The organism is Pantoea sp. NPDC088449, from assembly GCF_044753225.1.
GTDB lineage: Bacteria > Pseudomonadota > Gammaproteobacteria > Enterobacterales > Enterobacteriaceae > Pantoea > Pantoea floridensis.
This window is the reverse complement of the sequence record NZ_JBIVMT010000001.1, coordinates 1,191,891-1,214,470: the sequence shown is the minus strand read 5'-3', so window position 1 is coordinate 1,214,470 and position 22,580 is coordinate 1,191,891. Positions and strand designations below refer to the sequence as shown.

At 58.3% G+C, this 22,580-nt stretch carries 18 protein-coding genes; 13 read left to right on the top strand and 5 right to left on the bottom strand.

Features of this window, described 5'->3' with window-relative positions; all coding sequences use genetic code 11:
- Position 1: 1 nt before the first annotated feature.
- From ACIP6T_RS05775 to ACIP6T_RS05760, 4 genes are read right to left on the bottom strand one after another with little or no spacing between them, the layout of a single operon-like run.
- Positions 2-1,402: a M20 family metallopeptidase gene (locus ACIP6T_RS05775; protein ID WP_400455894.1), complete on the bottom strand. Its 1,401-nt coding sequence runs from the start codon at positions 1,400-1,402 to the stop codon at positions 2-4.
- Entirely contained in the window at positions 1,399-2,313 is a 915-nt protein-coding gene (locus tag ACIP6T_RS05770) for an ABC transporter permease (RefSeq protein ID WP_400455892.1), read from the bottom strand. The genes ACIP6T_RS05775 and ACIP6T_RS05770 overlap by 4 nt, the downstream gene beginning before the upstream one ends.
- A 1-nt stretch (position 2,314) precedes the next feature.
- Entirely contained in the window at positions 2,315-3,175 is an 861-nt protein-coding gene (locus ACIP6T_RS05765) for an ABC transporter permease (protein ID WP_345829690.1), read from the bottom strand.
- Positions 3,172-4,662: an ABC transporter substrate-binding protein gene (locus ACIP6T_RS05760; protein WP_400455890.1), complete on the bottom strand. Its 1,491-nt coding sequence runs from the start codon at positions 4,660-4,662 to the stop codon at positions 3,172-3,174. Before ACIP6T_RS05760 ends, ACIP6T_RS05765 begins: the two co-directional genes overlap by 4 nt.
- A 168-nt stretch (positions 4,663-4,830) precedes the next feature.
- Here ACIP6T_RS05760 and ACIP6T_RS05755 point away from each other — a divergent pair, with 168 nt between their 5' ends.
- Complete coding sequence (locus ACIP6T_RS05755; protein WP_400455888.1) at positions 4,831-5,505, top strand: GntR family transcriptional regulator; 675 nt, start codon at positions 4,831-4,833, stop codon at positions 5,503-5,505.
- On the opposite strand, the gene ACIP6T_RS05750 is transcribed toward ACIP6T_RS05755, so the two are convergent.
- Entirely contained in the window at positions 5,483-6,859 is a 1,377-nt protein-coding gene (locus ACIP6T_RS05750) for an LLM class flavin-dependent oxidoreductase (protein WP_400455886.1), read from the bottom strand. The two genes, ACIP6T_RS05755 and ACIP6T_RS05750, sit on opposite strands and share 23 nt — an antisense overlap.
- A 250-nt stretch (positions 6,860-7,109) precedes the next feature.
- Here ACIP6T_RS05750 and ACIP6T_RS05745 point away from each other — a divergent pair, with 250 nt between their 5' ends.
- Genes ACIP6T_RS05745 through ACIP6T_RS05690 form a run of 12 tightly spaced genes read left to right on the top strand, consistent with a single transcriptional unit; the run spans position 7,110 to position 22,515 of the window.
- The gene (locus tag ACIP6T_RS05745; RefSeq protein WP_097097288.1) at positions 7,110-8,729 is read left to right on the top strand and encodes an ABC transporter substrate-binding protein; all 1,620 of its coding nucleotides are present in this window, start codon (positions 7,110-7,112) and stop codon (positions 8,727-8,729) included.
- A complete protein-coding gene (locus tag ACIP6T_RS05740; RefSeq protein WP_345829698.1) occupies positions 8,726-9,679 on the top strand; it encodes an ABC transporter permease in 954 nt (317 codons plus the stop codon). The genes ACIP6T_RS05745 and ACIP6T_RS05740 overlap by 4 nt, the downstream gene beginning before the upstream one ends.
- Entirely contained in the window at positions 9,676-10,503 is an 828-nt protein-coding gene (locus tag ACIP6T_RS05735) for an ABC transporter permease (RefSeq protein ID WP_400455883.1), read from the top strand. Before ACIP6T_RS05740 ends, ACIP6T_RS05735 begins: the two co-directional genes overlap by 4 nt.
- On the top strand, positions 10,503-12,122 hold the full coding sequence (locus ACIP6T_RS05730) for a dipeptide ABC transporter ATP-binding protein (RefSeq protein WP_400455881.1): 1,620 nt from the start codon (positions 10,503-10,505) through the stop codon (positions 12,120-12,122). The genes ACIP6T_RS05735 and ACIP6T_RS05730 overlap by 1 nt, the downstream gene beginning before the upstream one ends.
- Before the next feature lie 18 nt (positions 12,123-12,140).
- Positions 12,141-13,556, top strand: a complete 1,416-nt coding sequence (locus tag ACIP6T_RS05725) for an LLM class flavin-dependent oxidoreductase (protein WP_097097292.1) — start codon at positions 12,141-12,143, stop codon at positions 13,554-13,556.
- Positions 13,553-14,701 (top strand): LLM class flavin-dependent oxidoreductase, encoded by a 1,149-nt coding sequence (locus ACIP6T_RS05720; protein ID WP_400455878.1) that lies wholly within the window; start codon positions 13,553-13,555, stop codon positions 14,699-14,701. The genes ACIP6T_RS05725 and ACIP6T_RS05720 overlap by 4 nt, the downstream gene beginning before the upstream one ends.
- Positions 14,702-14,719: 18 nt before the next feature.
- Positions 14,720-15,943, top strand: a complete 1,224-nt coding sequence (locus ACIP6T_RS05715; RefSeq protein ID WP_345829702.1) for an acyl-CoA dehydrogenase family protein — start codon at positions 14,720-14,722, stop codon at positions 15,941-15,943.
- A gap of 10 nt (positions 15,944-15,953) precedes the next feature.
- Positions 15,954-17,162 (top strand): GNAT family N-acetyltransferase, encoded by a 1,209-nt coding sequence (locus ACIP6T_RS05710; RefSeq protein WP_400455875.1) that lies wholly within the window; start codon positions 15,954-15,956, stop codon positions 17,160-17,162.
- A gap of 20 nt (positions 17,163-17,182) precedes the next feature.
- Positions 17,183-18,934 carry an ABC transporter substrate-binding protein gene (locus tag ACIP6T_RS05705; RefSeq protein ID WP_345829705.1) on the top strand — a complete coding sequence of 584 codons (1,752 nt, stop codon included), beginning with the start codon at positions 17,183-17,185 and terminating at the stop codon, positions 18,932-18,934.
- Between the two features lie 9 nt (positions 18,935-18,943).
- On the top strand, positions 18,944-20,572 hold the full coding sequence (locus ACIP6T_RS05700) for a dipeptide ABC transporter ATP-binding protein (protein WP_400455873.1): 1,629 nt from the start codon (positions 18,944-18,946) through the stop codon (positions 20,570-20,572).
- A 1-nt stretch (position 20,573) separates the two neighbouring features.
- Positions 20,574-21,518 carry an ABC transporter permease gene (locus ACIP6T_RS05695; RefSeq protein WP_097097297.1) on the top strand — a complete coding sequence of 315 codons (945 nt, stop codon included), beginning with the start codon at positions 20,574-20,576 and terminating at the stop codon, positions 21,516-21,518.
- Positions 21,511-22,515, top strand: a complete 1,005-nt coding sequence (locus tag ACIP6T_RS05690) for an ABC transporter permease (protein WP_400455871.1) — start codon at positions 21,511-21,513, stop codon at positions 22,513-22,515. Before ACIP6T_RS05695 ends, ACIP6T_RS05690 begins: the two co-directional genes overlap by 8 nt.
- Positions 22,516-22,580: the final 65 nt, after the last annotated feature.

Here is a 22,580-nt window from a genome sequence, read left to right as displayed (position 1 = left end):
TTTATAGCCTTGTATTTTTATGTACTGCGGTGTTTCCCTGGTGTGGCGCGACCCGGCCAATGGCCGAATCATTGAATGCGGTGAGCCACAGGCTCATGGATTGCTGGAAGCGTTCGAGTCCTGCCAGCGTAACAAACTCGTTGACGGCATGGGCGTTGCCGCCGTGGCCTAATCCGCCAATCAGAAAGGCGGGCGCGACGGCGGCAAAGGCATAGGCGGGCGCGCAGCCCGGTGCCCACGGCCAGATTTGCGGAGCGGCACCCAGCGTTTGATAGCTGGCGATCAGTGCATCTACGCCGGGGGCGTGGCGGCTAAAGCGTACGCCGGGATAGCGATCGAACAGCTGCAGTTCGCAGCCGGCTAAATCCGGCTGCGCCAGGCGCTGCTGGGCGGCGGCAATCATCGTGTCCTGATCGAAGCCTGGCGGAATGCGGAACGCCAACTCGGCACTGGCGCGGAAAGGAATCACGCCGCGTCCGCCCGGCGGATCGCTGTGCAGCTCGGCCAGCGTCAATACCGCACTGCCGAGCAACGTTTGCAGACTGCTCAAGGTGTCGCCTGCAATCATCAGGCGCTGGCTGCGACGAAAACGCAGTTCGTCATGAATGCTGAACTGCTCGGCTAAGCTCGCCAGCAGCTGATTCGCCTCATCATCGGGCATGCTGCGCGCCAGCACGCCGCTGTGTTCGGCGGGCGCAATGGCATGCAAGGCCTGCACCAGGCGCCACGCGGGATTGGCGATCCAGCCGGCATTGCTGGCATGAATTGCTGAAGACGGTCCGCCCCAGTCGCCGCCGGTCACGTTCAGACGCCCGGATGCCAGTCCGGTAAAGCCGAGGTAAACCCGCGGTGCGCCACCGCCGTATTCGCACAGTGAGGGAAACAACACCGCTTCGGCGGGAGCGATCGGGCAAGGCTGCTGCGCCAGATAACGCCGCAGCGCGCCGCTGCCGACTTCCTCTTCACCTTCTAACAGAATTTCGATATTAAAATTGAGCTGTTGGCTGTGCTGCATTTCGCGCAGCAGAATCAGCAGGGCAGCGACCGGTCCTTTATTGTTCTCGGCACCGCGCCCGACAAATACCTGGCCCAGTTCAGGCCACTCAACGATGCCGCCGATAAACGGCGCTACGTCCCAACCGGCGTCATCCGCAGGCATCACGTCATACATGTTGTACAACACCACGCTTCTGTCGCTGCCGTTATCAATGCGCACATGCACCAGCGGCGGGGCCTCGTCGTGTTGAGTCGCCACCGGATGGATAACGGCAGCATTGAGCTGCTCCACCATCCAGCGTTCCAGCCAGGCTGCCAATCCACGCTGCGCAGATAACTGGCCGGCCACGCTCGGCCAGCGCGTCAGTTCACTCAGCAGTTCTAAGGTGGCAGCAAGGCGACTCATAAACGAATCCTCGGGTTTAGCACCAGATAGAGCAGGTCGATCAGCAAATTGATCGCCACAAACACCACCGCGGCGAGTAGCACAATCGCCTGTACCAGCGGGAAGTCGCGGTTTTGAATCGCCTGAATCGCCAGACGACCAATGCCCGGCCAGGCAAAAATAATCTCGGTAACCAACGCGCCGCCCAGCAGTGAGGCGAAATACATGCCCTGCACGGTGATCACCGGAATCAGCGCGTTGCGTAAACCGTGGCGCACCACGATGCGCCAGGCGCTCAGCCCTTTAGCGCGCGCGGTGCGAATGTAATCCTGTTGCAATACGTCCAGCAGGCTGGCGCGCGTCAGGCGGGCCACGGCGCTCATGTAAAACGCGCCGAGGCTCAGTGCGGGCATCACCAGCGCGGCGAAGGTGCCGTAACCGCTGGATGGCAGCCACTGTAATTTCAAACTAAACAGTAGAATCAGCAGTAATCCCAGCCAGAACACCGGAATCGCCTGGCCGGAAAAGGCCAGCAGACGGCAGACTAAATCCCACAGGCTGTGCGGGCGCAGGGCGCTGATAATGCCGAGCAGCAGGCCCAGCAGTGAACTCCATGCCAGCGCACTGACCGCCAATAGCGCAGTCGCGGGCAGACGCTCAGCAATCAGCGCCAGCACCGGCTGACTGTAACGCAGCGATTCACCCAAATCGCCGTGCAGCACGCCGCTGAGATAGTGGCCGTATTGCCAAATCAGCGGACGATCAAAGCCCATGCTGTGGCGAAAGGTATCCATCTCCTGCTGGCTGGAGCCCGGCGGCATCATCAGCGCCGCCGGATCGCCCGTCATATGCAGGCTAAAGAAAATCAGCAGCGACACCCCGAGCAGCACTAACATAGATTGACCAAGGCGATTGAGCAGAATGTTCAGCATCTTAATCCAGCCTTGTATGCGTGCGACGTAACAGCGCATCGCCCAGCAGGTTGCAGCCAATCACGAGCGCCGCAATCACCAGGCCGGGATAGAGCACCAGCCACTGCGACAACAGCATATATGAGCGTCCTTCGCCGATCAGATTACCCAGCGTTGGCGTCGGCGGCTGGATCCCCATGCCGAGAAAACCTACCGATGCTTCCAGCACGATCAAACGCGGAATATCCAGCGTCAGCAACACCACCAGCGGCGTCAGCAGATTGGGCAGGATATGGCGCAGCAGCACGCGCAGCGGCGAGAAGCCCATCGCGCGCACCGCCTGAATATATTCCAGCTCGCGAATTTCTAAGGTTTTGGCGCGCGCCACGCGGGCATAAATCGCCCAGCTGGTGCAGCCCATAATCACAATGATGTTGGTGAGCGACGCGCCCATCAGCGCAATCACCAACAGAATTAACAGAATAAACGGCACCGCCAGCTGGATGTCGATCAAGCGCATGATCAGCGCATCCACCCAACCACCGGCATAGCCAGCCATCATCCCCAGCGCCACACCAATCACCGCGCCAATCACGGCGGCGACCAGCACCACCAGCAGCGACAAACGGGTGCCCGCCAGAATCCGCGAGAGCAAATCACGGCCGAGTTGGTCGGTACCCAGCCAATGTGTTGCCTGCGCGCCGGGCGTACCCGGCGGCAGGAACATCTCATTCAGGTTATTACTTAATGCATCGGGCAACGGCAGCCACGGGGAAAGCAGCGCCGCGGCAATCACCACGATCAGCAAAGTCGAGCCGATCAGCGCATCGCCGTATATCAGGCGACGCGGACGGCGCTGCAGCACGGTGCCCGGAGAGATCATTTCAGCCTCAGATCAAACAGCGGGATGCGGGCATCGACGCGGCCTGTAAAGTTGAGCGAGGTGCTGTGCGCGTACAGCGTGTCTTCCCGATACAGCGGCAGCAGTGGCTGTTGTTCCGCCACACGCTGCTGAATCTGCGCTAACACTTTTTTGCGTTCAGCGGGATCGACAATCTGACGGCTGCGATCGAGCAACTTATCCAGCTCCGCATCATGCACGGTGGAGTAGGGTTCGCCGCTGCGCAGGATGGGGAACAGGGCGGCATCGGCATCCAGCGTTTGGGTTGAGCCCCACGCCAGCATGTACATCGGTGCCTGTTTTTGTGAGGCAACCTGTTGGGTATACACCGACCACTCCGGCACTTCCAGTTCGGCCTTCACGCCGATCGCCGCTAAATCCTGCACGATGGCTTGCGCTACATCGGCGCTGGCGATGTAGCGACGCGGTGCCTGAAAGCGCAGGGTAAAGCCCTTGGCGTAACCGGCTTCTGCCAGCAGCGATTTGGCTTTAGCCACATCCTGCACGGTGGCCGGAACCGCCAGATAACCAAAGTCATTAGCACCAGCCATGGTGCCGGTTGGTGTGCCGAACCCGTGCAGCAACTGCTGGGTATAAGCCTGACGGTTCAGCGCTAACGACAGCGCCTGACGCACGCGCACATCGTTCAGCGGTTTCTCATCATCTTTCAGGCCGAGATAAATGGTTAACCCGCCACCTTTAACCTGCTCAAGCGCAACATTCGGGCGATTTTTCAGCGCTGGTACCATGTCGGCCGGCACGCTTTCAATCAGCTGCACTTCGCCGGTCAGCAGCGCGGTAAGGCGCGCGGTGGCTTCAGGAATCGGGCGCCAGGTCACACGATCGATAGCAGGCTTGCCGCGCCAGTAGCTTTCATTGGCGACCATCACCACTTTTTCGTCGGGGATGAAGCTATCGAGCTTATACGCACCGCTGCCGACCGGTTTCCGCGCGAATTCGCTGGCACCCACTTTTTTCACATAGGCTGGCGGCACAATATAGGCCGGATAGCGGCTCATGCGTGTCGGCAGCAGCGGATCCGGACCGTTGGTGTGGATCTGCACCTGATAATCGTTGATCACATCAACCGATTTGATGGTGCGAATATAAGAAATTGTCGGCGCGTGATTTGCCGGATCTAAAATACGATCGAGGGAGAATTTCACCGCTTCGGCATTTACTGGCTCACCATCGGTGAAGTTTACGCCCTGACGCAGGGTAAATTGCCAGGTTGTGTCGTTAATCGCTTTCCACTCGGTGGCTAAACCCGGCTGCAGTGACATGTCATCCGCGCGGCGCACTAAGGTATCGAAAATATTATCTACCAGAGTGGCAGACTCTTTCAGGAAGCCGGGATCCATCGCCGTGGCAGACGTGGGCTGGCCAATGGTGAGTTCCGCTGCCTGGACGGATGGCAACAGAGCAAATAGCAACGCGGTGGTGGCAAACTTCACTGCAGGTAGTCTCATAACGTTTCCCAAAATTGCCAACGGCAAGGTAGTGAAAAGAGTGGATACTGCCAGAATCAAGACTGTGCTTATTTGTAATACATGATATATCCTATAATTCGTGATGTTGGCAATAAAACATTAAAAATAACTTACCATTTGCGAATTCCAGTAAAGGGCCTGCAACCTATGATCGAAATGGACAAAGCGCAGCGACTGAGTTTAACCGCTCAGGTGGAATCATCGCTACGTAACGCGCTGATTGTTGGCAAGTTGAAACCCGGCGCGCGCCTAGTGACGCGCGATCTGGCCGCACAGCTCGGCACCAGCATTACGCCGGTGCGTGAAGCATTATTGCGTCTGGTTTCTGCCGGAGCCCTGAATGCCACGCCCGCAGCGGCCTTTCTGGTGCCGGAAATGTCGCGTCAGCGCTTTGAGGAGATCACCCTAATTCGTAAGCAGCTTGAAGGTTTAGCGGTGAAGGCAGCCACGCCGTTTGTGGGGAAAAAACAAATTGCTGAGCTAAAAAAACTCTGCGCGCGCTTCATGCAAGCGAAGCAGAGTGGCGTTGCGGAGGCCGCGCTGGAAGCTAACCGCGCGTTTCGTTTTACGCTGTATGGCTATGCGCAAATGCCGACGCTGGAAGCCTTGATTGAGCAGCTGTGGGTGCAGATTGGTCCATGCTTTAACTATCTCTACCCGCAGCCCACTGAGGTGGTGAACGGGCATCATAACTATGATCGTCTGCTGGATGCGTTACAGGCAGGCGACGCTATCAATAGCGAAAAGATTCTGCTGAAAGCCATTGATGATGGTGCCGATATCCTCGTGCGCCACTACTTCAGCGGCGAAACGCAGGATTGATAGCCGGGTGATCTGCCGCCGGTTCTGCCGACGCTGTGCCAAAGAGCCGCTGACGTAGCGTGCTGTTCTGCGGCTGCGGCGTCAGCCGCCCGCGCTGCTGCAGCACCGGAACCACCCAACGCGCGAAATCGGCCAGGCTGCGCGGACTTAGCCATTGCGCCAGATTAATCCCGTCCGTTTCGCTGGCGCTCAGCCACGCTTCAATCTGATCGGCGACCTGTTCGCCACTGCCAACAAAGGTCTTTTGTCGGCCGAAGCCGATCTCCGGTTTGAACACTTCCCGCAGGGTCTTACGCGGTTCGCCCGGCGCACCGGTAATCATTTTTAGCAAAGATTGATTGGCGTTGGTGTGCTGCCAGTCGAGTGGCGAATCAATATCATGTTTGGCAAGATCCACGCCGGTGCTGGCGGAGTAGTGCACCAGCGCGCCTTGCAGATCGTAGAGTTCGCGTAATTGCCGATAGTGAGCTTCGGCTTCCGCCGCATTTTGGCCGGTGATCACCGTTACCGCGCTGATAAATTTGATGGCATCAGGCGCACGGCCAGCCCGTTTAGCCTGTTGCTTAATAGCCTGAACCTGTTTTTTTACCCCTGCGGCATCCAGTCCGGCGACAAACACCACTTCCGCATGCTGTGCCGCGAAGTGAATACCTCGCGGCGATCCTCCCGCCTGAAACAGCACCGGCGTACGCTGCGGGCTTGGCTCACTTAAGTGGGCATCGGGCACGGTGAAGAAGCGGCCATGATGCTTTATCGCTTTCACCTGTGCCGGGTCGGTATAGATGCCGCGCAGCTTATCGCGCTGCAGCGCATGGCGTTGCCAGGAGTGCTGCCACAGCTGATAACACACCGCCAAAAACTCGTCGGCGCGTTCGTAACGCTGGTCATGTTCCATTTGTTGATCCAGTCCCAGATTGCGCGCTGCGCTATCAAGCTGTGAAGTGACGACATTCCAGGCAATACGACCGTCAGTGAGATGATCCAACGTGGTGAATTTGCGCGCCAGCAAATAGGGCTGCTCGTAGGTGGTGGAGACGGTGACGCCAAATCCTAAACGCTTGGTCACGCCAGCCATCGCTGACACCAGCAGTAAGGGATCAATCAGCGGGGACTGAATACCGTTTTTTAGCGATGCCGCGGGCGATCCATTCCAGGTATCTAATAAGCCCAACGCATCGGCAATAAATAAACAATCAAAATGATTCTCTTCCAGCAGCGTGGCAAGCGCCGTCCAGTATTCAATATCGGTATAGCGCCAGCCTTGTTCATCGGGATGACGCCACATACCGTAATTAATGTGAGAAACAGCGGCCATGGTAAAAGCACTTAAAATAATACGATTCGACGTGGACATTGTTTTTTCCTGCCGGAAGAGAGAGTGAGGAGAGTAATAAAAATAAACACGTTAGCAATGACAATATTCACACATCAACATGCACAAAACGGGATTAAATAATCCGCTAAAGCGGATAATGATTTGCTTAAAAGGCATTTAAATAATCTAAATCTGCGTGCTACCGTAATTTTACTATAAGAGATAATCAATCAATGCATTGATTATTAATGATTTATTGTTTAATTGCCTGCAACCAGTGGAAAACACCATGTCAAAAAATCAATCCGATCAGACGGTTAATCACGCGCGCCGTTTGCTGCTTAAGCTTTCTGCATTATCCTCCGCCGTTTTTATTGGCATGGGAACCTCGCTCCCGTTGCTGGCGGCTGATGAAGAGAGTCAACGCTATGGTAAAACCCTGGTAGTGGGGCAGGCTTTAGAACCCACTATTTATGACCCGAATCGCCAATATTCGTATGAAACCTACCGCGTAGATAAACATATTTATGAATCGTTGGTTGCCGAAGATTTATCGGTTCCTGCCGCTAAAGGTACGCCACCGATTATTCCTGCGCTGGCAACGCATTGGGAAGTGAATGAAAACGCCACTATTTACACGTTTCATCTGCGCAGCGACGTAGTATTTCATGATGGCACGGCGTTTGACGCTGAAGCAGTAAGATTTAATGTGCGCCGTTTTACCGATCCGCAATTTGAATATTTTGATCGTCAATCGCAGGCCACTATGGCACAGGTCTATAGCGACCTGAAAACTGTCGAAGTCATTGATGCCCACACGGTGGCCTATCATTTCAATCAACCCTTCCCGGATTTCCTGCGCTTCCTGCCGCAAGGTAACTGGGTTTCAGGCATCTTCAGCCCGGCCGCCCTGCAGAAATGGGGACAAGATGGCTTAGCTGAACATCCCACTGGCACCGGGCCGTATCAGTTTGTCTCTCGCGTACGTAACGATCATACCGAATTGCTGCGCAATGAACGCTGGTGGGGTAAAAAGCCCTATATGCAGCGCATTATCTTCCGGCCGATTCTGGATGGCAGCACCGGTATCAGCGCCTTGCAGTCTGGCCAGGTTGATATCTTGTCGCGTACCCCAACGGACGCGGTCGATCTGCTGGAACAGAGTGGATACACCGTGCATGACAGCGTGGAAGCCAATCAACTGTTCCTCGGCTGGAATTTTGCCAACAAATTTACCCGCCAGCTGGCCGTGCGCCAGGCCGTGATAAAAGCCATCGATCGCGAAGGCCTGGTAAAGAGCCTGCTTAACGGCCATGCCGTGGCGAGCTACAACATTCTTAATCGCTCCAATGAGGCGTTTCTCGCCAGCCAGAAAGATTATCCCTACGACCCCGACGGGGCAAAAAAGCTCCTGACAGACGCCGGTTTCCAGCCTGGCGAGGTCAGCTTCACCATCATTACCTACGATCAGAATCAGGCGGTGATCGAGTGGATCCAGCGCGATCTCAGCAAAGTGGGCATCAATGTGAAGGTTATCTCGCAGGAGTGGATCACTTACAGCTCGCACCTCGCCAACCTGGCTGATGAGACCGGCTTATTTACCATGGAGTGGGGCCTGATCTCACCGCAATGGCTGCGCGTGGCGTGGAAAAACTATGTGGTGAGCCGCGGCAAAGGCGAGGCGGTGATTACCGGGGTAGCACCACTCATCGATCGGGCTGCGGTAACGGTTGATCGCCAACAGGCGCTGGTGCTGTGGCAGCAGATTAACCAAAAGTTTCAGGAGCAGGCGGCTTTTGTTCCGTTGCTGGAGCTTAATCGCGTCTTCAGCAGTTCGCCGGCGGTACAAGGCTTCAACGTGCCGGCGCAGAACTTTTATGATTTAACCCGCGTGTGGTTAAAAGCATGATGCGATTGATCGCCATGCGCCTGTTGCAGGCGATACCGCTGGTGTTTTTGATCTCGCTGCTGGTCTTTCTGATTGCCAAGCTGGCGCCTGGTGATCCGATTACCAACGCCTTAGCGGGGCAGCTTTCGCAGGAATCGATCGAGCAAATCCGCCAGCTTTATGGCCTGGATAAACCGGCCGCGCTGCAATATCTGCTGTGGCTTAAAAATCTGTTTACCGGTAATTGGGGCATCTCGCTCACCATGCGTACGCCAGTGATTGAGGTGCTGAGCGGTGCCTTTGCCAATACAGCGATTCTGACCGGCGCAGCGGTGCTGCTGTGCCTGATCCCAGGTGTGATTATTGGTGTGCTGTGCGGTTTGTGGCACGGCACGCGACGCGATCGCGTGGTGATGCTGGTGGTCCAACTCGGCCACAATATCCCCATTTTCTGGTTAGGTGTGTTCGTTATCTGGCTGTTTGCCGTCAAATTGCGCTGGTTCCCGGTTTCCGGCATGTATGACATGCGTGGCGACCGGGGCCTGCTGGATCTGCTGCATCACCTTTGGCTACCGGCACTCTCCACCGCGCTGATCTCCATGCTGATCCTCGCCCGTCAGGTGCGTAACAGCGTCATCACCATTCTCAATGAAGATTATTTGCGCACCTATCGCGCGCTGGGTTATTCGCCAGCGGTGCTGCTGTGGCGCCACGTAGGCCGCAATCTGCTGGCGCCCATTGTTGGTATTACCGGCTTACAGATTGGCTATCTGCTGAGCGGGGTAATTTTTATCGAAAAAATTTTCGCCTGGCCCGGCATTGGCTCACAGCTCTATAACGCGGCGGCTGGCCAGGATTATCCCACCATTCAAACCGGCGTGATGCTGGTCGCCATCTGCTTTCTCACCGTCAATTTGCTGAGCGATCTGCTGCAGGATTGGCTCAATCCGCGTCAGCGAGGTCACCAATGAAGGCATTTTTCAAGCAACACCTGGCGGCGGGCAGTTTACTCATTCTGCTGCTGATCGTGATGATTTCCGCGCTGGCACCGTGGCTGGCGCCTTACGATCCCCTGCAGTCGTTTACCGGTTTACGCCTTGCACCGCCCGGCACCCCGGGGCATTGGCTTGGTGGTGACAATCAGGGACGCGACATGTTGAGTCGCCTGATCTGGGGCGGCCGCAGCGCGCTAGGCGCATCGATCTTACCGGTTATTGTTGCTGCGCTGCTCAGCCTGGCGTTTGGCATGCTGGCCGGTTATCGCGACTCGGCGTTCTCTGCTTTCATCATGCGCATCACCGATATGCTGTTTGCTTTTCCCATGGTGCTGCTGGCGATTGGTCTCTCCGCCGTGTTGGGCAGCGGCTATCTCACGGTGACGATCACCCTGATTTGTAGCGTGGTGCCATACCTGACGCGGGTGGTGTACAGCGACACGCGTGCAGAAGTGAGGAAGGAGTATGTCGAGGCGCTGCATGCCCAGGGCGCGAGCCATAGCGACATCCTGTTTCGTGAGCTGCTGCCCAATGTGGCCACGCCGCTGCTGGTGTACACCACCTCGCTGCTGGGCGGCATGGTGGTATTCCTGGCGGGATTGAGCTTTCTTGGCCTTGGCGTCCAGCCGCCGCAGGCGGATTGGGGGCGCATGGTGGGCGAAGGGACGCAATGGATGATCCTCGGCGCTCCGCACATCGCCACGCTTCCTGCGTGCGCCATTGTGGTGGTATCGCTGGCCTTTAACTGGCTCGGCGACGGTCTGCGCGACATGCTCGATCCACATCGTAAGGGGCTGTGATGAACCTATTAACCGTCTCGCAGCTCAAGGTGCAATTTGGCAATCAGGTTGCGGTCAAGGAGGTTTCGTTGACGCTGGCGCCGGGTGAAGTGCTGGCGCTGGCGGGGGAATCAGGATCGGGGAAAAGCCTGACCGCAGCGGCGATTCTGGGATTGCTGCCCGCGACGGCACAGGCCAGCGGCGCGATCCACTTTAGCGGGCGTTCACTGCTCAATCAGCCTGAAAGCCTATTGAATCGGTTACGCGGCCACGACATCGCGATGGTGTTTCAGAATTCACTCTCCACGCTCGATCCCTCCTGGCGCGTGGGCAAACAGTTGCAACACAACCTGCGTCGGCTCAATCCCTCGCTGCGCGGTGCGGCTTTACGCGCGGAAGCGCTGCGCTGGCTGGAGCGCATGCATATTCGCGAAGCGCAGCACGTGTTTGATCTCTTTCCGCATGAGCTGAGCGGCGGCATGCGCCAGCGCGTGCTGATTGCGCTGGCAGTGATGTGCCAGCCGTCGCTGTTAATCGCCGATGAACCGACCACCGCGCTGGATGCCAGCGTGCAATTTGAGGTGCTGTCGCTGCTACGCGAACTGCGCGGCCAGCACAATATGGCGATGCTGCTGATTACCCATGATTTTGGCGTCGTCGCCGCGCTGGCCGATCGGGTTGCCGTGATGCGTCAGGGCGTCATCGTTGAAACCGGCGTTACCCGCGACATCATTGCGCGCCCGCAGCATCCCTACACGCAAACGTTACTGGCGGCCGTGCCGCGCCCGGATTTGCAGCCGGTTAGCCCATCCGATAGCGCCATATTGTTGCAGGCCAGCGGTATCGGTCGCGACTACTGGCGACGGCAGCCCGCGCGCTGGTGGCCCCAGAAAAGCGCCTTTAGCGCGGTGGATGCCGTTGATGTGCAGATCGGGCAGGGCGAAGTGGTTGGCGTAATTGGCGAATCCGGCTCGGGAAAATCAACGCTGCTGCGCCTGCTTGCCCAGTTAATCGCCCCCACGCGTGGTTCGGTGCGCTTTGCCGGTCAGCCGCTCACGCTAGCCGATGCCGACGCACAGCGGGCGTTTCGCCGTCAGGTGCAGTGTGTTTTTCAGGATAGCCTGGCTTCCTTTAATCCCCGCCTGACGCTACGCGAGCAGCTGATCCGTCCGCAGCTACGGCTCAGCAGCGCCAGCAACCGAACGGAAGCCTTGCTGCGCGCGCAGCAGGTCTTTAGTGAAGTGGGGCTGAATCCGGCGCTGCTGGCACGCTATCCGCACCAGCTCTCCGGTGGTCAGCGTCAGCGCGCCAATATTGCGCGCGCGTTGGTGGTGAATCCGAGCTGCCTGCTGCTGGATGAGCCGACCTCTGCGCTCGATCTCTCCATTCAGGCGCAGGTAATGCGGCTGCTGACGCAGCTGCATCAGCAGCGTCAGCTCAGCTGCCTGTTTGTCAGCCATAACCTCGCGTTAGTCACCCAGTTTTGCCAGCGCATTGTGGTGATGGAGGGCGGCAAGGTGGTGGATGATTTTCCGCGTCATGCGCTGTATGCCCCGCAGCGGCACGCTGTCACGCAGCGTTTGCTGGCGGCCAATTTGTTACCGGATGCGGTTATCGATCGTGACCGGCAACGTGCTTAACCCTGATAAGGACCGATGATGAGTAACGTCAGCGCGAAAAAAACTCTGCTGTTTAACGGCTTCATAATGAATGTTGTGGGCCACGTCTCGGCCGGACTGTGGCGCCATCCTGATGACCGCGCCAGTGAATACACGTCGCTAGGCTACTGGACCCACATTGCCCGCGTGCTGGATGATGCCGGTTTTGATGCGATGTTCATTGCTGACGCGCTCGGGCAGATCGATGTCTATCAAGGCAAACCGGATGCTGCGCTGCGCACCGCCGCCCAGTCGCCGGTTAACGATCCGCTGCTGCTGGTCTCGGCGATGGCTGCGGTCACCACCCAGCTGGGGTTCGGCATTACCGTTTCCACTACTTATGAACACCCCTATCTGCTGGCGCGCAAGTTCACCACCCTCGATCATCTCACCAAAGGGCGCGTGGCATGGAATATCGTCACCTCGGTACTGGAATCAGCCGCCCGCAATCTTGGACTCGAACGCCAGATGGATCATGACGAACGTTATGAGCGCGCGCAGGAGTTTCTTGAGGTGACCTACAAGCTGTGGGAAGGATCGTGGGAAGAGGATGCGGTGCGGCGCGACAAACAAGCCCGTGTTTATACCGATCCGGCCAAAGTCCATCCTATCCGGCATAAAGGCCGCTGGTTCAGCGTGCCGGATGCGCATCTCAGTGAACCGAGCCCGCAGCGCACGCCGGTGTTATTTCAGGCGGGCACCTCCGATCGCGGCCGTCAGTTCGCCGCGCAAAATGCCGAAGTGGTGTTTCTCGGCGGCACCACGGCGCAGTCGATTCGTAACAATATCGATCGCATCCGCGCGGCGGCACGAGAAGAAGGGCGCGCCGATGAGGCCATCCGCTTTATCACGGCGGTGAGCGTCGTGGTCGATGAAACCGATGAGAAGGCGCACGCCAAATTCCAGGATTATCTCAGTTACACCAGCCAGGAAGCCGCGCTGGCGCTGTTCTCTGCCTGGACCGGCGTGGATTGGTCCGCCTGGCCGCTGGATGCCCCGTTGCAATATATCGAAACCAATGCGGGGCGTTCGGCATTGGCGGGATTAACGCGTATTGATGCTGAGCGGGTGTGGACGGTAGGCGACATCAGTGACTACATCGGCATTGGCGGCATTCATCCTACGCTGGTCGGGAGTGCGCAAACCGTGGCGGATGCGCTTGAGAAACTGGCGGATGAATCCGGCATTGATGGTTTCAATCTGGCCTATGCCATCAGCCCCGGCAGCTTTGAAGATTTTGCGCGCTGGGTTGCGCCGGAGCTGCAGGCACGCGGGCGCATGCGTCGTCCCGATGGGCGCGCACTGACGCTGCGCGAAAGATTGCAGGGCGAAGGTCAGCGCCGCCTGCGCGCCGACCACCCCGGTTTGCGTTTTAGTGATTTGCGTGCGCATCGCTACCCGGAGAGCGAGGCATGAGCCTTCATCTGCACTGGTATTTACCCACCAACGGCGACAGCCGCGAAATCGTCGGTGCCGGTGATGACTCGCAGCACATTGCCGGTATTGGCCAGGATTACCGCGCCGCCACGCTCGACTATCTGATTGATATCGCGCGCAGCGCTGAACGTCTGGGCTTCGAAGGTGTGCTAACGCCGACCGGCAGCTGGTGCGAAGATGCCTGGCTGAGCACCATGGCGATTAGCCAGCACACCGAGCGTCTTAAATTTATTGTTGCCTTTCGCCCTGGTTTTATCTCGCCGACGCTGGCAGCGCATCAGGCGGCCACGTTCCAGCGGCTCACACAGGGTCGGTTACTGATCAACGTGGTGACCGGCGGCGATCCGGTTGAACAGCGGCGCTATGGCGATCGCCTCAATCACGATCAGCGCTACGCGCGCAGCGGCGAATTTATTGCGGCGTTTAAGGGCGTCAGCGCCGCGCGCGCCAACGGGCAACCCTTCGATTTTCAAGGTGAACATTATCAGCTGGATCAGGCGACGCTGCTGCCGTCACCCTGGGCGGTGCCGCCGGTCTTTTTTGGCGGCGCCAGCGCTGCGGCGCAGCAGGTTGCGGCCACCCATGCCGATACTTGGCTGACATGGGGAGAACCGTTAGATCAGGTCGCACCGCGGCTGGCCGAGGTCCGCGCGGCGGCGGCGGTACAGGGCCGCACGTTGTCACTGGGTATTCGTTTTCATGTCATCAGTCGCGACAGCGAAGAGGACGCCTGGCGTGAAGCCGCGCGCCTGCTGCAAAACGTCACGCCGCAGCGCATTCATAGCGCGCAAACGCTGCTCAGCCGCACGGAATCGGTGGGGCAGCAGCGCATGATTGCGTTGCTCAACACTATTCAGGCCGAACAGGTCACGCCGGAGAACGTGCGGGCGCTGGAAATCGCGCCGCATATCTGGAGCGGTTACGGGCTGGTACGCGGCGGCGTTGGCACCGCGCTGGTAGGCAGCCATCAGCAGGTCGCCGACCAGATTAAAGCCTATCACGCGTTAGGTATTGACCACTTTATTTTGTCCGGCCAGCCGCACCTGGAAGAAGCCTGGTGGTTTGGCGAGGGCGCCGGCGCAATTTTGCGTCGCGAAGGTTTCGTTGTTTCTTCCACTTCATAACATCACCAGAGGCCTATTATGAGTCACGCCAACGACATTTATCAGGGCGTCAGCGAGCAAGAATTCGCGCACTGGAAGCAGGTAGCACAGCAGGTGGCCGATCGTCTGGCCAGCACCTTACAGACGCGCGACCGGGCTAATCAGCATCCGTTTGAAGAGATCGACTGGCTGCGCCAAAGCGGGCTGTTAAAACTGGCGGTGCCGAAATCGCTGGGTGGCGGCGGCGTCGATCTGGTGCAGGCGCTGGAGATCAGCCGCATTATCTCGGCCGCCGACGGTTCGCTGGGGCAGCTCATCGCCTATCACTATTCGAACGGCGTCTGGAGCTACATCCTGGGCAATCGTACGCAGTGGGAATTCATTGCGCGCGGCATTGTTGAGCACGGCTGGTTCCAGTCCAGCATTAGTAATCCGCGCGATCCACGCCTGAAGCTGGAGTGGGATGGCGACGATGTCTTAGTCAGCGGCCGCCGCACCTTTGCCACCGGCGCGGCGGTGTCGCAAGTGATGACGATCGCCGTCTGGATTGATGACCAGCTGGTGCAGTATCAGGTGACGGCCGATCAACCCGGCATCCGCTTTAATGATGACTGGGATAACCTGGGACAACGCCTCACCGCCAGCGGCACGCTGGATTTTGACCGTGTTCGTCTACGTCCACAGGATCGTCTCACCGGGCTGGAACAGAACCCCGCCAGCGCGGTACTGCGTAATGCGTTGCGTAATCAGTTCAGCCAGCTGATTTTCGTGCACTTCTATCTGGGCATCGCTGAAGGCGCGCTGAAGCACGCCGCCCACTATTTCCGTACCAGCGTAAGACCGTGGCCAGAGTCGGGCGTAGAACAGGCGCTGGATGATCCTTATCACCGCCTGAAGGCCGGTGAACTCGCCTCGGAACTTGCGGCGGGTATTGCGCTGGCGGAGAAGACGGCGCGCACCTACCAGGCCGCTTTCCATGCTGGCGATGCGTTAACGGAAGCACAGTGGGGCGAACTGGCGCTGTTAACCGATCAGGCCAAAGTGATTGCGAATAACGTTGCGCTGAAAATCAGTCATGAGCTGTTTGAACTCACCGGTGGCCGCTCAACCGACAATCGCTACGGACTGGATGTTTACTGGCGTAACGTGCGCACGCACACGCTGCACGATCCGGTGAGCTACCGCATTCGTGAGGTGGGGGATTATGTGCTGACGGGCAAACTGCCAACCCCGCGCGTCTACGCGCCACCGAAAAAAGCGTAGAGCGTCGATCATGCCGCAAGTCCGTTTAATTGATGACGCAACCACCTTACTGGCCGCCGCGCAGACGTTTCGTCAGGCGATGTTTGGCCTGCCGGGCGGTGTCACGCCGCAGGAGCAGTGGGTTGAACGCTATCTGGAACCCCAGCGCGTATGGGGCGCCTGGCTGGAGGGTGAACTGGTGGGCACCACCAACAGTTTTAGCGGTGAACTGACGCTGCCGGGCGGCCAGCGCGTTTCACACAGCGCCGTCACTCATGTTGGCGTGCTGCCGCATTTTACCCGGCGCGGCGTGATGCGTGCGCTGCTGAGCGCTCAGCTGCACGAATTTCACCGGCGCGGCGTGGCGGTGGCGACGCTGCGCGCCTCGCAGGGCACGCTGTATCGTCGTCTGGGCTACGGCATCGCCAGTTGGTTAAGCAGCTATCACCTGGATAAGCGGGAGCTGCTGCAGCTGCCCGCCGTGCCGGGGCAGATACAGCTGCGACCGGCGGCGGATGCCTGGGCGCAGCAAATCGCCGTGGTGCAACGTTTTCCGTCATGGCGAGCAGGGACGTTAAGCCGCTGGCCGCAGTGGTGGGCGATGCAGCAGCATCGTCTGACGCACAGCAATCTTAACCATTATGTGGCGTTCGACGTGCAGCACGGTGAAGCGCAAGCGTTTGTCCGCTATCACGCGCAACCGGATGACAACTGGCTTTACAGCCGCGATCGCACGTTGGTGGTAGACGATTTGCATGCGCCGGATGGCGACAGCTATCGCCGCTTAATCGCTTTTCTGTTGCAGCTGGATATCACCCGGCACCTGCATTTTCCTTCACGTCCTGTCGATGATCCGTTGCCGCTGCTGGTGGATAACCCGCGCGCCGTCACCGTCAGTGCGCAGCGCGATGAAAGCTGGCTGCGCATTGTTGATGTGCAGGCCGTATTACAGGCACGTACTTTTGCCACGGATGACGCGGTGATCCTCGACATTCGCGATCCGCTGCTGCCGCACAATCAGGGGCGCTGGCGCATCGCAGCGCAGGGCATCACGCGCAGTGAAGCGCAACCCGATGCCACCTTAAGCGTTGATGCGCTGGCCAGCTTAATACTGGGCGGCAGTCGCGTGTGGCAGTTGATTTATAGCCAAAACATTCACATTCATCGTCCGCACGTTGCGGAACACCTTGAACGGCTGTTTGCCGTGGCTGAGCAGCCATGGTCCGGGCTGTTTTTTTGATTGAAACCAGGAGAAATGTCATGCGTAAAGCACGTTGGCCCCTCGCGGGCCAGAGTATGCTGTTGGCGTTGATGGCGACGGCCGCACTGAATGCCACGGCGGCAGAGGTGCCGCAGTCGGGTGGGACGCTGCGGATTGCCTCGCTGCAGTCCGATATCGATGCCTTTGATCCGCAAACCGGCTACTCGGTGGATTCATGGGAAATTATGCGCGCGGTAACCCGCCAGCTGGTGACCTATGCAGGATCGCCGCAAAGCCTGAAAGACGATACGGCGCTGGTGCCGGATTTAGCCAAATCCTGGGACGTCAGCGCCGATGGCAAAACCTATACCTTCCATCTGCGCGACGGCATTCACTTCGCGGGACCGACCACCCGACCTATTGTGGCGAAGGACTTTGTCTACACCATCAAACGCTTCTGCGATCCCAATAAGCCGGTGGCCGCCGTGAACTATTTCAACCTCGCCTTCTCCGGTTTTGCTGCCTACTGCAAAGATTTTTCCAGGGTGCCGACCGGCGATTTAGCGGCCACCCAGGCCTTTATTGATTCCCATGAGATCGCCGGCGTCAGCGCACCGGATGATAAAACGCTGGTGCTGCGCTCCGACAGCAAAAACTACGATTTCCTCAATATCCTGTCGATGAACTTCGTCACGCCGCTGCCGGAAGAGATTGTGGCGAAATACTATCCGGACTCGCCGGAGCTGCGTAAGCATTTCCCCTCCAGCGGGCCTTATAGCGTGGCGGAGTATCAAAGTGGGCAGAAGCTATTGCTGAAAAAAGTGGCAGATTACAATCATGCGCAGGATCCGGCGCGCAAGGCCTATGTTGATAATATTGAGATTAGCTTCACCGGTAACAATGAAGACAGCGTCACGCAACGCATTCAGGCCGGTGATGCCGATTTGTCGCTCTATCTGGATGTGCCACCGCAGGCGGTGATCCGCCAGTACGCGATCAAAAACAGCCCGTATCTGCACGCTGCCAACAGCGGAGCCGCCAACTTCATCGCCATTAACGCCCAGCCGGAAGCGAAAAGCGCAGGCGCTACCGCACTGCGAAATCTGAAAGTGCGTCAGGCGCTGACCTATGCGGTGAATCGTGCACACCTGGTGCAGGCGCAGGGCGGGAAAATTGCGGCGCTACCGCTGGGGCAGATTATTACCAGCACGCTGTTAGGGCATGAGAACCTCGATCTCTATCCCACCGCCGATAACAAAGGCGACCCGGCGAAAGCCAAAGCGCTGTTGCAGGAGGCGGGCTTCCCCAATGGGCTGAGTTTTGATCTGGTGTATCGCGCCAACAATCAGTTCAGCACCTTGGCGGTTATTTTGAAGGAAGACCTGGCGAAAGCGGGTATCACCCTCAACCTCAATCCGGTTCCGCCACCGCAGTTTATGGCCTATCTGCAAAGTCCCGCTAATCGCTGGGATCTGGCACTGGCGCAGACCTCGCCTGATTGGCAAGGTCCGGCGACGCGCATGTTGCTGGGCGGCTGGCTGAACTCTGATGCCGCGCCGTGCGGCCGTGGCAATGTCTATGCCATTTGCTATAGCAATCCGCAGCTAAATGCGTTAGCGAAGCAGGCCTACGGCTCAGATAACCCAGGGCCAATTTGGGCGCAGGCCGATCGTTTAGTGTCCGCCGATCTGCCGTGGATTCCGCTGTTTGAGAAACGCCGCGTTGCCATCACCTCCGATCGCGTCACCCATTGGACGTGGTCATCACTGGCAACGCAGGCCGATATCACTAACATTGCCGTGAAGCCATAAGGGGAATCTATGCCGCTGCTGTGCGTTGACCAGTTAACGATTGGCTTTCATCAGCAATCACCACGTGTTCAACAGGTGAGCTTTGCCGTGGCGCCAAGGGAAACGCTGGCGATCGTCGGGGAATCCGGCTCAGGCAAGAGCCTGAGCCTGCTGGCGGTGTTGGGCCTGTTGCCGGCCAGTGCTGAGGTGCAGGGTGAACGGCTGTTTGATGGGATACGGCTTAACGATCTCCGCGCGGCGCACTACCGGCGGCTACGTGGGGCGCAGATTGGCTACATTTCGCAAGATCCGCTGAGTAATCTGCATCCGTTGAAAAGCATCGGCCAACAAATTGAAGAGGCGATTAGCGCGCATCAGCGGCTGCGTCGTAAAGCATTGCGCACGCGCGTGCTGGCGCTGCTGGAGGAGGTGGGCATACGTGATGCTGCTCAGCGCTATCACGATCGTCCTGCGCAGTTTTCTGGCGGGATGCGGCAACGCGTGATGATCGCCATGGCCATTGCGCTGAACCCTAAGCTGATCGTGGCCGATGAGCCGACTACGGCGCTGGACGTCACGGTACAGGCCAGCATCCTGCGGCTGTTAAAACGTCTGCAGCAGCAGCACGGCTGTGCCCTGATCTTTATCAGCCACGATTTACGCGTGGTGGCGGATATCGCCGATCGCGTGGTAGTGATGCAGCAAGGCCGCATCGTCGAGTCAGCGGAGAAAAACGTCCTGTTCGCCGCGCCGCAGCATTCGTATACCCGCGCGCTGCTGGCGGCGGGTTGGCATCAGTTTCCACCTCAGCCCGCGCATGTACCGGGTGAAGTGCTGTTGCAGGTTAAGGCGTTAGCCCGATCGTTTGTCCGACGCTCGCTGTGGGTGACACGGCAGCAGCAGGTGCTGCAAAACATCGCTTTTACCCTGCGCAAAGGTGAAATTCTTGGTCTGGTTGGCGAATCCGGCTCCGGTAAAACCACGCTGGGACGGATTATCGTAGGGCTCGATCGGCCGGATCAGGGCGAGATAGTGTTGAACGGCGAGATCTGGCAGCGGGCAGGGGACGCGCGCGGGCTGCATCAGCATCCTCTGCGTTACGCGGTGCAGATGGTGTTTCAGGATCCCTACAACAGTCTTAATGCCCGGCGACGCGTAGCGGATATCCTGCGCGATCCGCTGCAGCTTACCGCGCGGCGTGAAACCGGCCAGCCCCTGACGGCAAGCGCACTCCATACGGCAGTGAATCAGCTGCTGCACACCGTTGAGTTAGCCGCTGAACTGGCCACGCGCTATCCCGCGCAGCTTTCGGGTGGACAGCGTCAACGCGTGGCCATCGCCCGGGCGCTGGCGATGAAGCCGCAGCTGATTGTGGCTGATGAAGCGGTGTCGGCGCTGGATGTCACCACCCAGCATCGCATTATTCAACTGCTGATGCGTTTACGCCGCGAGCAATCGCTGTCGCTGCTGTTTATCTCACACGATCTCTCCGCCGTGGCCGCGTTGTGCGACCGCGTGTTGGTACTCAGGGACGGTGAGATTATTGAGCAGGGCAGCAGTGAACAGATCTTCTCACGTCCACAGCAGCCGTGGACGCAACAGTTACTGGCGGCTATTCCGGGACAAGCGCGTGGAATAGCGATGGCAGAGGAGCAGTGACATGACGGAGCAATCACTTATCGATAGCCCGAGCGTGCCCGCCGCGCATCCGGCGAGGATATGGCGGCGGATCGTACAAGAAGGCAGTGCCCGTCGTGGCCTGATTATCGTGGTGCTGGTGGTGCTTGCCGCGCTGAGTGCGCCCTGGGTGGCGCACGAATTGGGGCATGGTGAAACCGAACAGTTTCGTGATACGGCGCTAAACGACATGGGGATTCCGCTTGGCCCCACGCGCGCGTTTCCGCTGGGGGCGGATGATAATGGCCGCGATGTGTTGGTCCGTACGCTATACGGCACGCGGGTGTCGCTGCTGGTGGCGATTCCTGCCACCACGTTAGCGATGATCATCGGCTTGCTGGTGGGACTGATTGGCGGCTATCGCGGTGGACGTATTGATCTGCTGTGCCAGCAGGTGATTAATCTGGTGCTGTCGTTTCCGTTTGTCGTCACTGCGTTAAGTTTGCTGGCGCTCAATCACAGTAGCGACGGCGGGGCCAAGGTCGATCCTGGCTGGGTGGTGGTGGCGGTGATTACCTTTTTCTCATGGGGCTATTTCGCGCGTCTTACGCGCGGACTGGTGCTGCATCTGCGTCATCAGGAGTTTGTTGCCGCCGCGCAGCTGATGGGTATGACGCGCTGGCACATTTTGTGGCGTGAAATTTTGCCAGCGGTATTGCCGACCGTGGGCGTCTACTGGGCGATTCAGCTGCCGACCAATATTATTGCCGAAGCCACGCTGTCATTTCTGGGCGTCGGTGTACCGGCACCGGCCGCCAGTCTGGGCAATATGATTGCCGATGTGCAACGTTCAGCGATGTATCAGGTACAACCGTGGTTTTTGGCGGCGCCTGCGCTGGCACTATTTTTTACCGTACTCGGCTTTAATTCGTTAAGCAGTGGCTTACGCAACGTGTTTGATCCTCATCTGGACCGCGCTCATGGCTAAATTTTTCGCTATTGTTTCACCAATTTTGCGTGCGGCTCTGACGTTGCTGCTGGTGCTGATTGCCGCCTTTATGCTGACACGCATTGCCTATCAGGATCCGGCGGTGATGCTGGCACCGCGTAACGCCACGCCTGAAACCATTGCGGCGGTGGCGCGCGCGCTGCATCTGAACGATCCCTGGTATCAGCAGCTTGGCTATTTCCTGTGGCGTGGCCCGGAAATTCAGGGGACAGCCGTGGGATTAATGCACTGGCCACCGGCGCTGGGCTACTCATTTCGATTCCAGATGCCGGTAACCGAGCTGATTCTGTCTAAAGCTCCGGTGACGTTGTCACTGGCATGCGGTGCGTTAGTGATATGGATGGCCATTTCTATGGTAACGGGCGTGCTCGCGGCACGCTATCGCGAGGGGTTTATCGATCGCGTCTTAGCGCTGTTTTCCTATGCGGCGCTGTCGCTGCCGACCTTTCTGAGCGGTATGCTGATTATCTTTTTTCTCTTCTATCAGCTCTCACTGCAAGGGATCGACCTCTTTCCGGCGGGCGGCTATGTCGCGTTTAGCGAGAATGTCTGGCAATGGTTACGGCATTTGCTGTTGCCGTGGCTGACGCTGGCGCTGGCCGAGATCGGTATTTTTCAGCGCGTTATTCGTGCCAGCATGCTCGAAGTGCTGAATCACGATTATATTCGTACCGCGCGCGCCAAAGGCGTTAGCGAATGGCGCGTCTATTTTGATCACGCACTTAAGCCGGCGATGAGTCCGGTGCTGGTATTAACCGGCATGGAACTGGCGGCGATCATGGGCGGCGCGATCGTCACGGAGAAGATGTTCGGACTGGATGGCGTAGGCCGGTTGGCGATTGATGCGGCGCTGGACGGGGATTTTCCGGTGGTGATTGGCACCACCATTTTCGCCGCCTGCGCCTTTATTCTGTGCAATACCCTGGTGGATATTATCCAAAAGGCGGTGTTCAGTAGCCATGTGCGTGAAGGGTGATGTCAGGGGGCATCACCGTAGCGTCATCTCAGCGACATAAATCCTTCATTTCCTTCCGCTAGCTT

Excerpts from the sequence above, each read along its gene's own strand:
- ACIP6T_RS05775 (WP_400455894.1), bottom strand. The coding sequence starts at position 1,402 with ATGAGTCGCCTTGCTGCCACCTTAGAACTGCTGAGTGAACTGACGCGC.
- ACIP6T_RS05770 (WP_400455892.1), bottom strand. The coding sequence starts at position 2,313 with ATGCTGAACATTCTGCTCAATCGCCTTGGTCAATCTATGTTAGTGCTG.
- ACIP6T_RS05765 (WP_345829690.1), bottom strand. The coding sequence starts at position 3,175 with ATGATCTCTCCGGGCACCGTGCTGCAGCGCCGTCCGCGTCGCCTGATA.
- ACIP6T_RS05760 (WP_400455890.1), bottom strand. The coding sequence starts at position 4,662 with ATGAGACTACCTGCAGTGAAGTTTGCCACCACCGCGTTGCTATTTGCT.
- ACIP6T_RS05755 (WP_400455888.1), top strand. The coding sequence starts at position 4,831 with ATGATCGAAATGGACAAAGCGCAGCGACTGAGTTTAACCGCTCAGGTG.
- ACIP6T_RS05750 (WP_400455886.1), bottom strand. The coding sequence starts at position 6,859 with ATGTCCACGTCGAATCGTATTATTTTAAGTGCTTTTACCATGGCCGCT.
- ACIP6T_RS05745 (WP_097097288.1), top strand. The coding sequence starts at position 7,110 with ATGTCAAAAAATCAATCCGATCAGACGGTTAATCACGCGCGCCGTTTG.
- ACIP6T_RS05740 (WP_345829698.1), top strand. The coding sequence starts at position 8,726 with ATGATGCGATTGATCGCCATGCGCCTGTTGCAGGCGATACCGCTGGTG.
- ACIP6T_RS05735 (WP_400455883.1), top strand. The coding sequence starts at position 9,676 with ATGAAGGCATTTTTCAAGCAACACCTGGCGGCGGGCAGTTTACTCATT.
- ACIP6T_RS05730 (WP_400455881.1), top strand. The coding sequence starts at position 10,503 with ATGAACCTATTAACCGTCTCGCAGCTCAAGGTGCAATTTGGCAATCAG.
- ACIP6T_RS05725 (WP_097097292.1), top strand. The coding sequence starts at position 12,141 with ATGAGTAACGTCAGCGCGAAAAAAACTCTGCTGTTTAACGGCTTCATA.
- ACIP6T_RS05720 (WP_400455878.1), top strand. The coding sequence starts at position 13,553 with ATGAGCCTTCATCTGCACTGGTATTTACCCACCAACGGCGACAGCCGC.
- ACIP6T_RS05715 (WP_345829702.1), top strand. The coding sequence starts at position 14,720 with ATGAGTCACGCCAACGACATTTATCAGGGCGTCAGCGAGCAAGAATTC.
- ACIP6T_RS05710 (WP_400455875.1), top strand. The coding sequence starts at position 15,954 with ATGCCGCAAGTCCGTTTAATTGATGACGCAACCACCTTACTGGCCGCC.
- ACIP6T_RS05705 (WP_345829705.1), top strand. The coding sequence starts at position 17,183 with ATGCGTAAAGCACGTTGGCCCCTCGCGGGCCAGAGTATGCTGTTGGCG.
- ACIP6T_RS05700 (WP_400455873.1), top strand. The coding sequence starts at position 18,944 with ATGCCGCTGCTGTGCGTTGACCAGTTAACGATTGGCTTTCATCAGCAA.
- ACIP6T_RS05695 (WP_097097297.1), top strand. The coding sequence starts at position 20,574 with ATGACGGAGCAATCACTTATCGATAGCCCGAGCGTGCCCGCCGCGCAT.
- ACIP6T_RS05690 (WP_400455871.1), top strand. The coding sequence starts at position 21,511 with ATGGCTAAATTTTTCGCTATTGTTTCACCAATTTTGCGTGCGGCTCTG.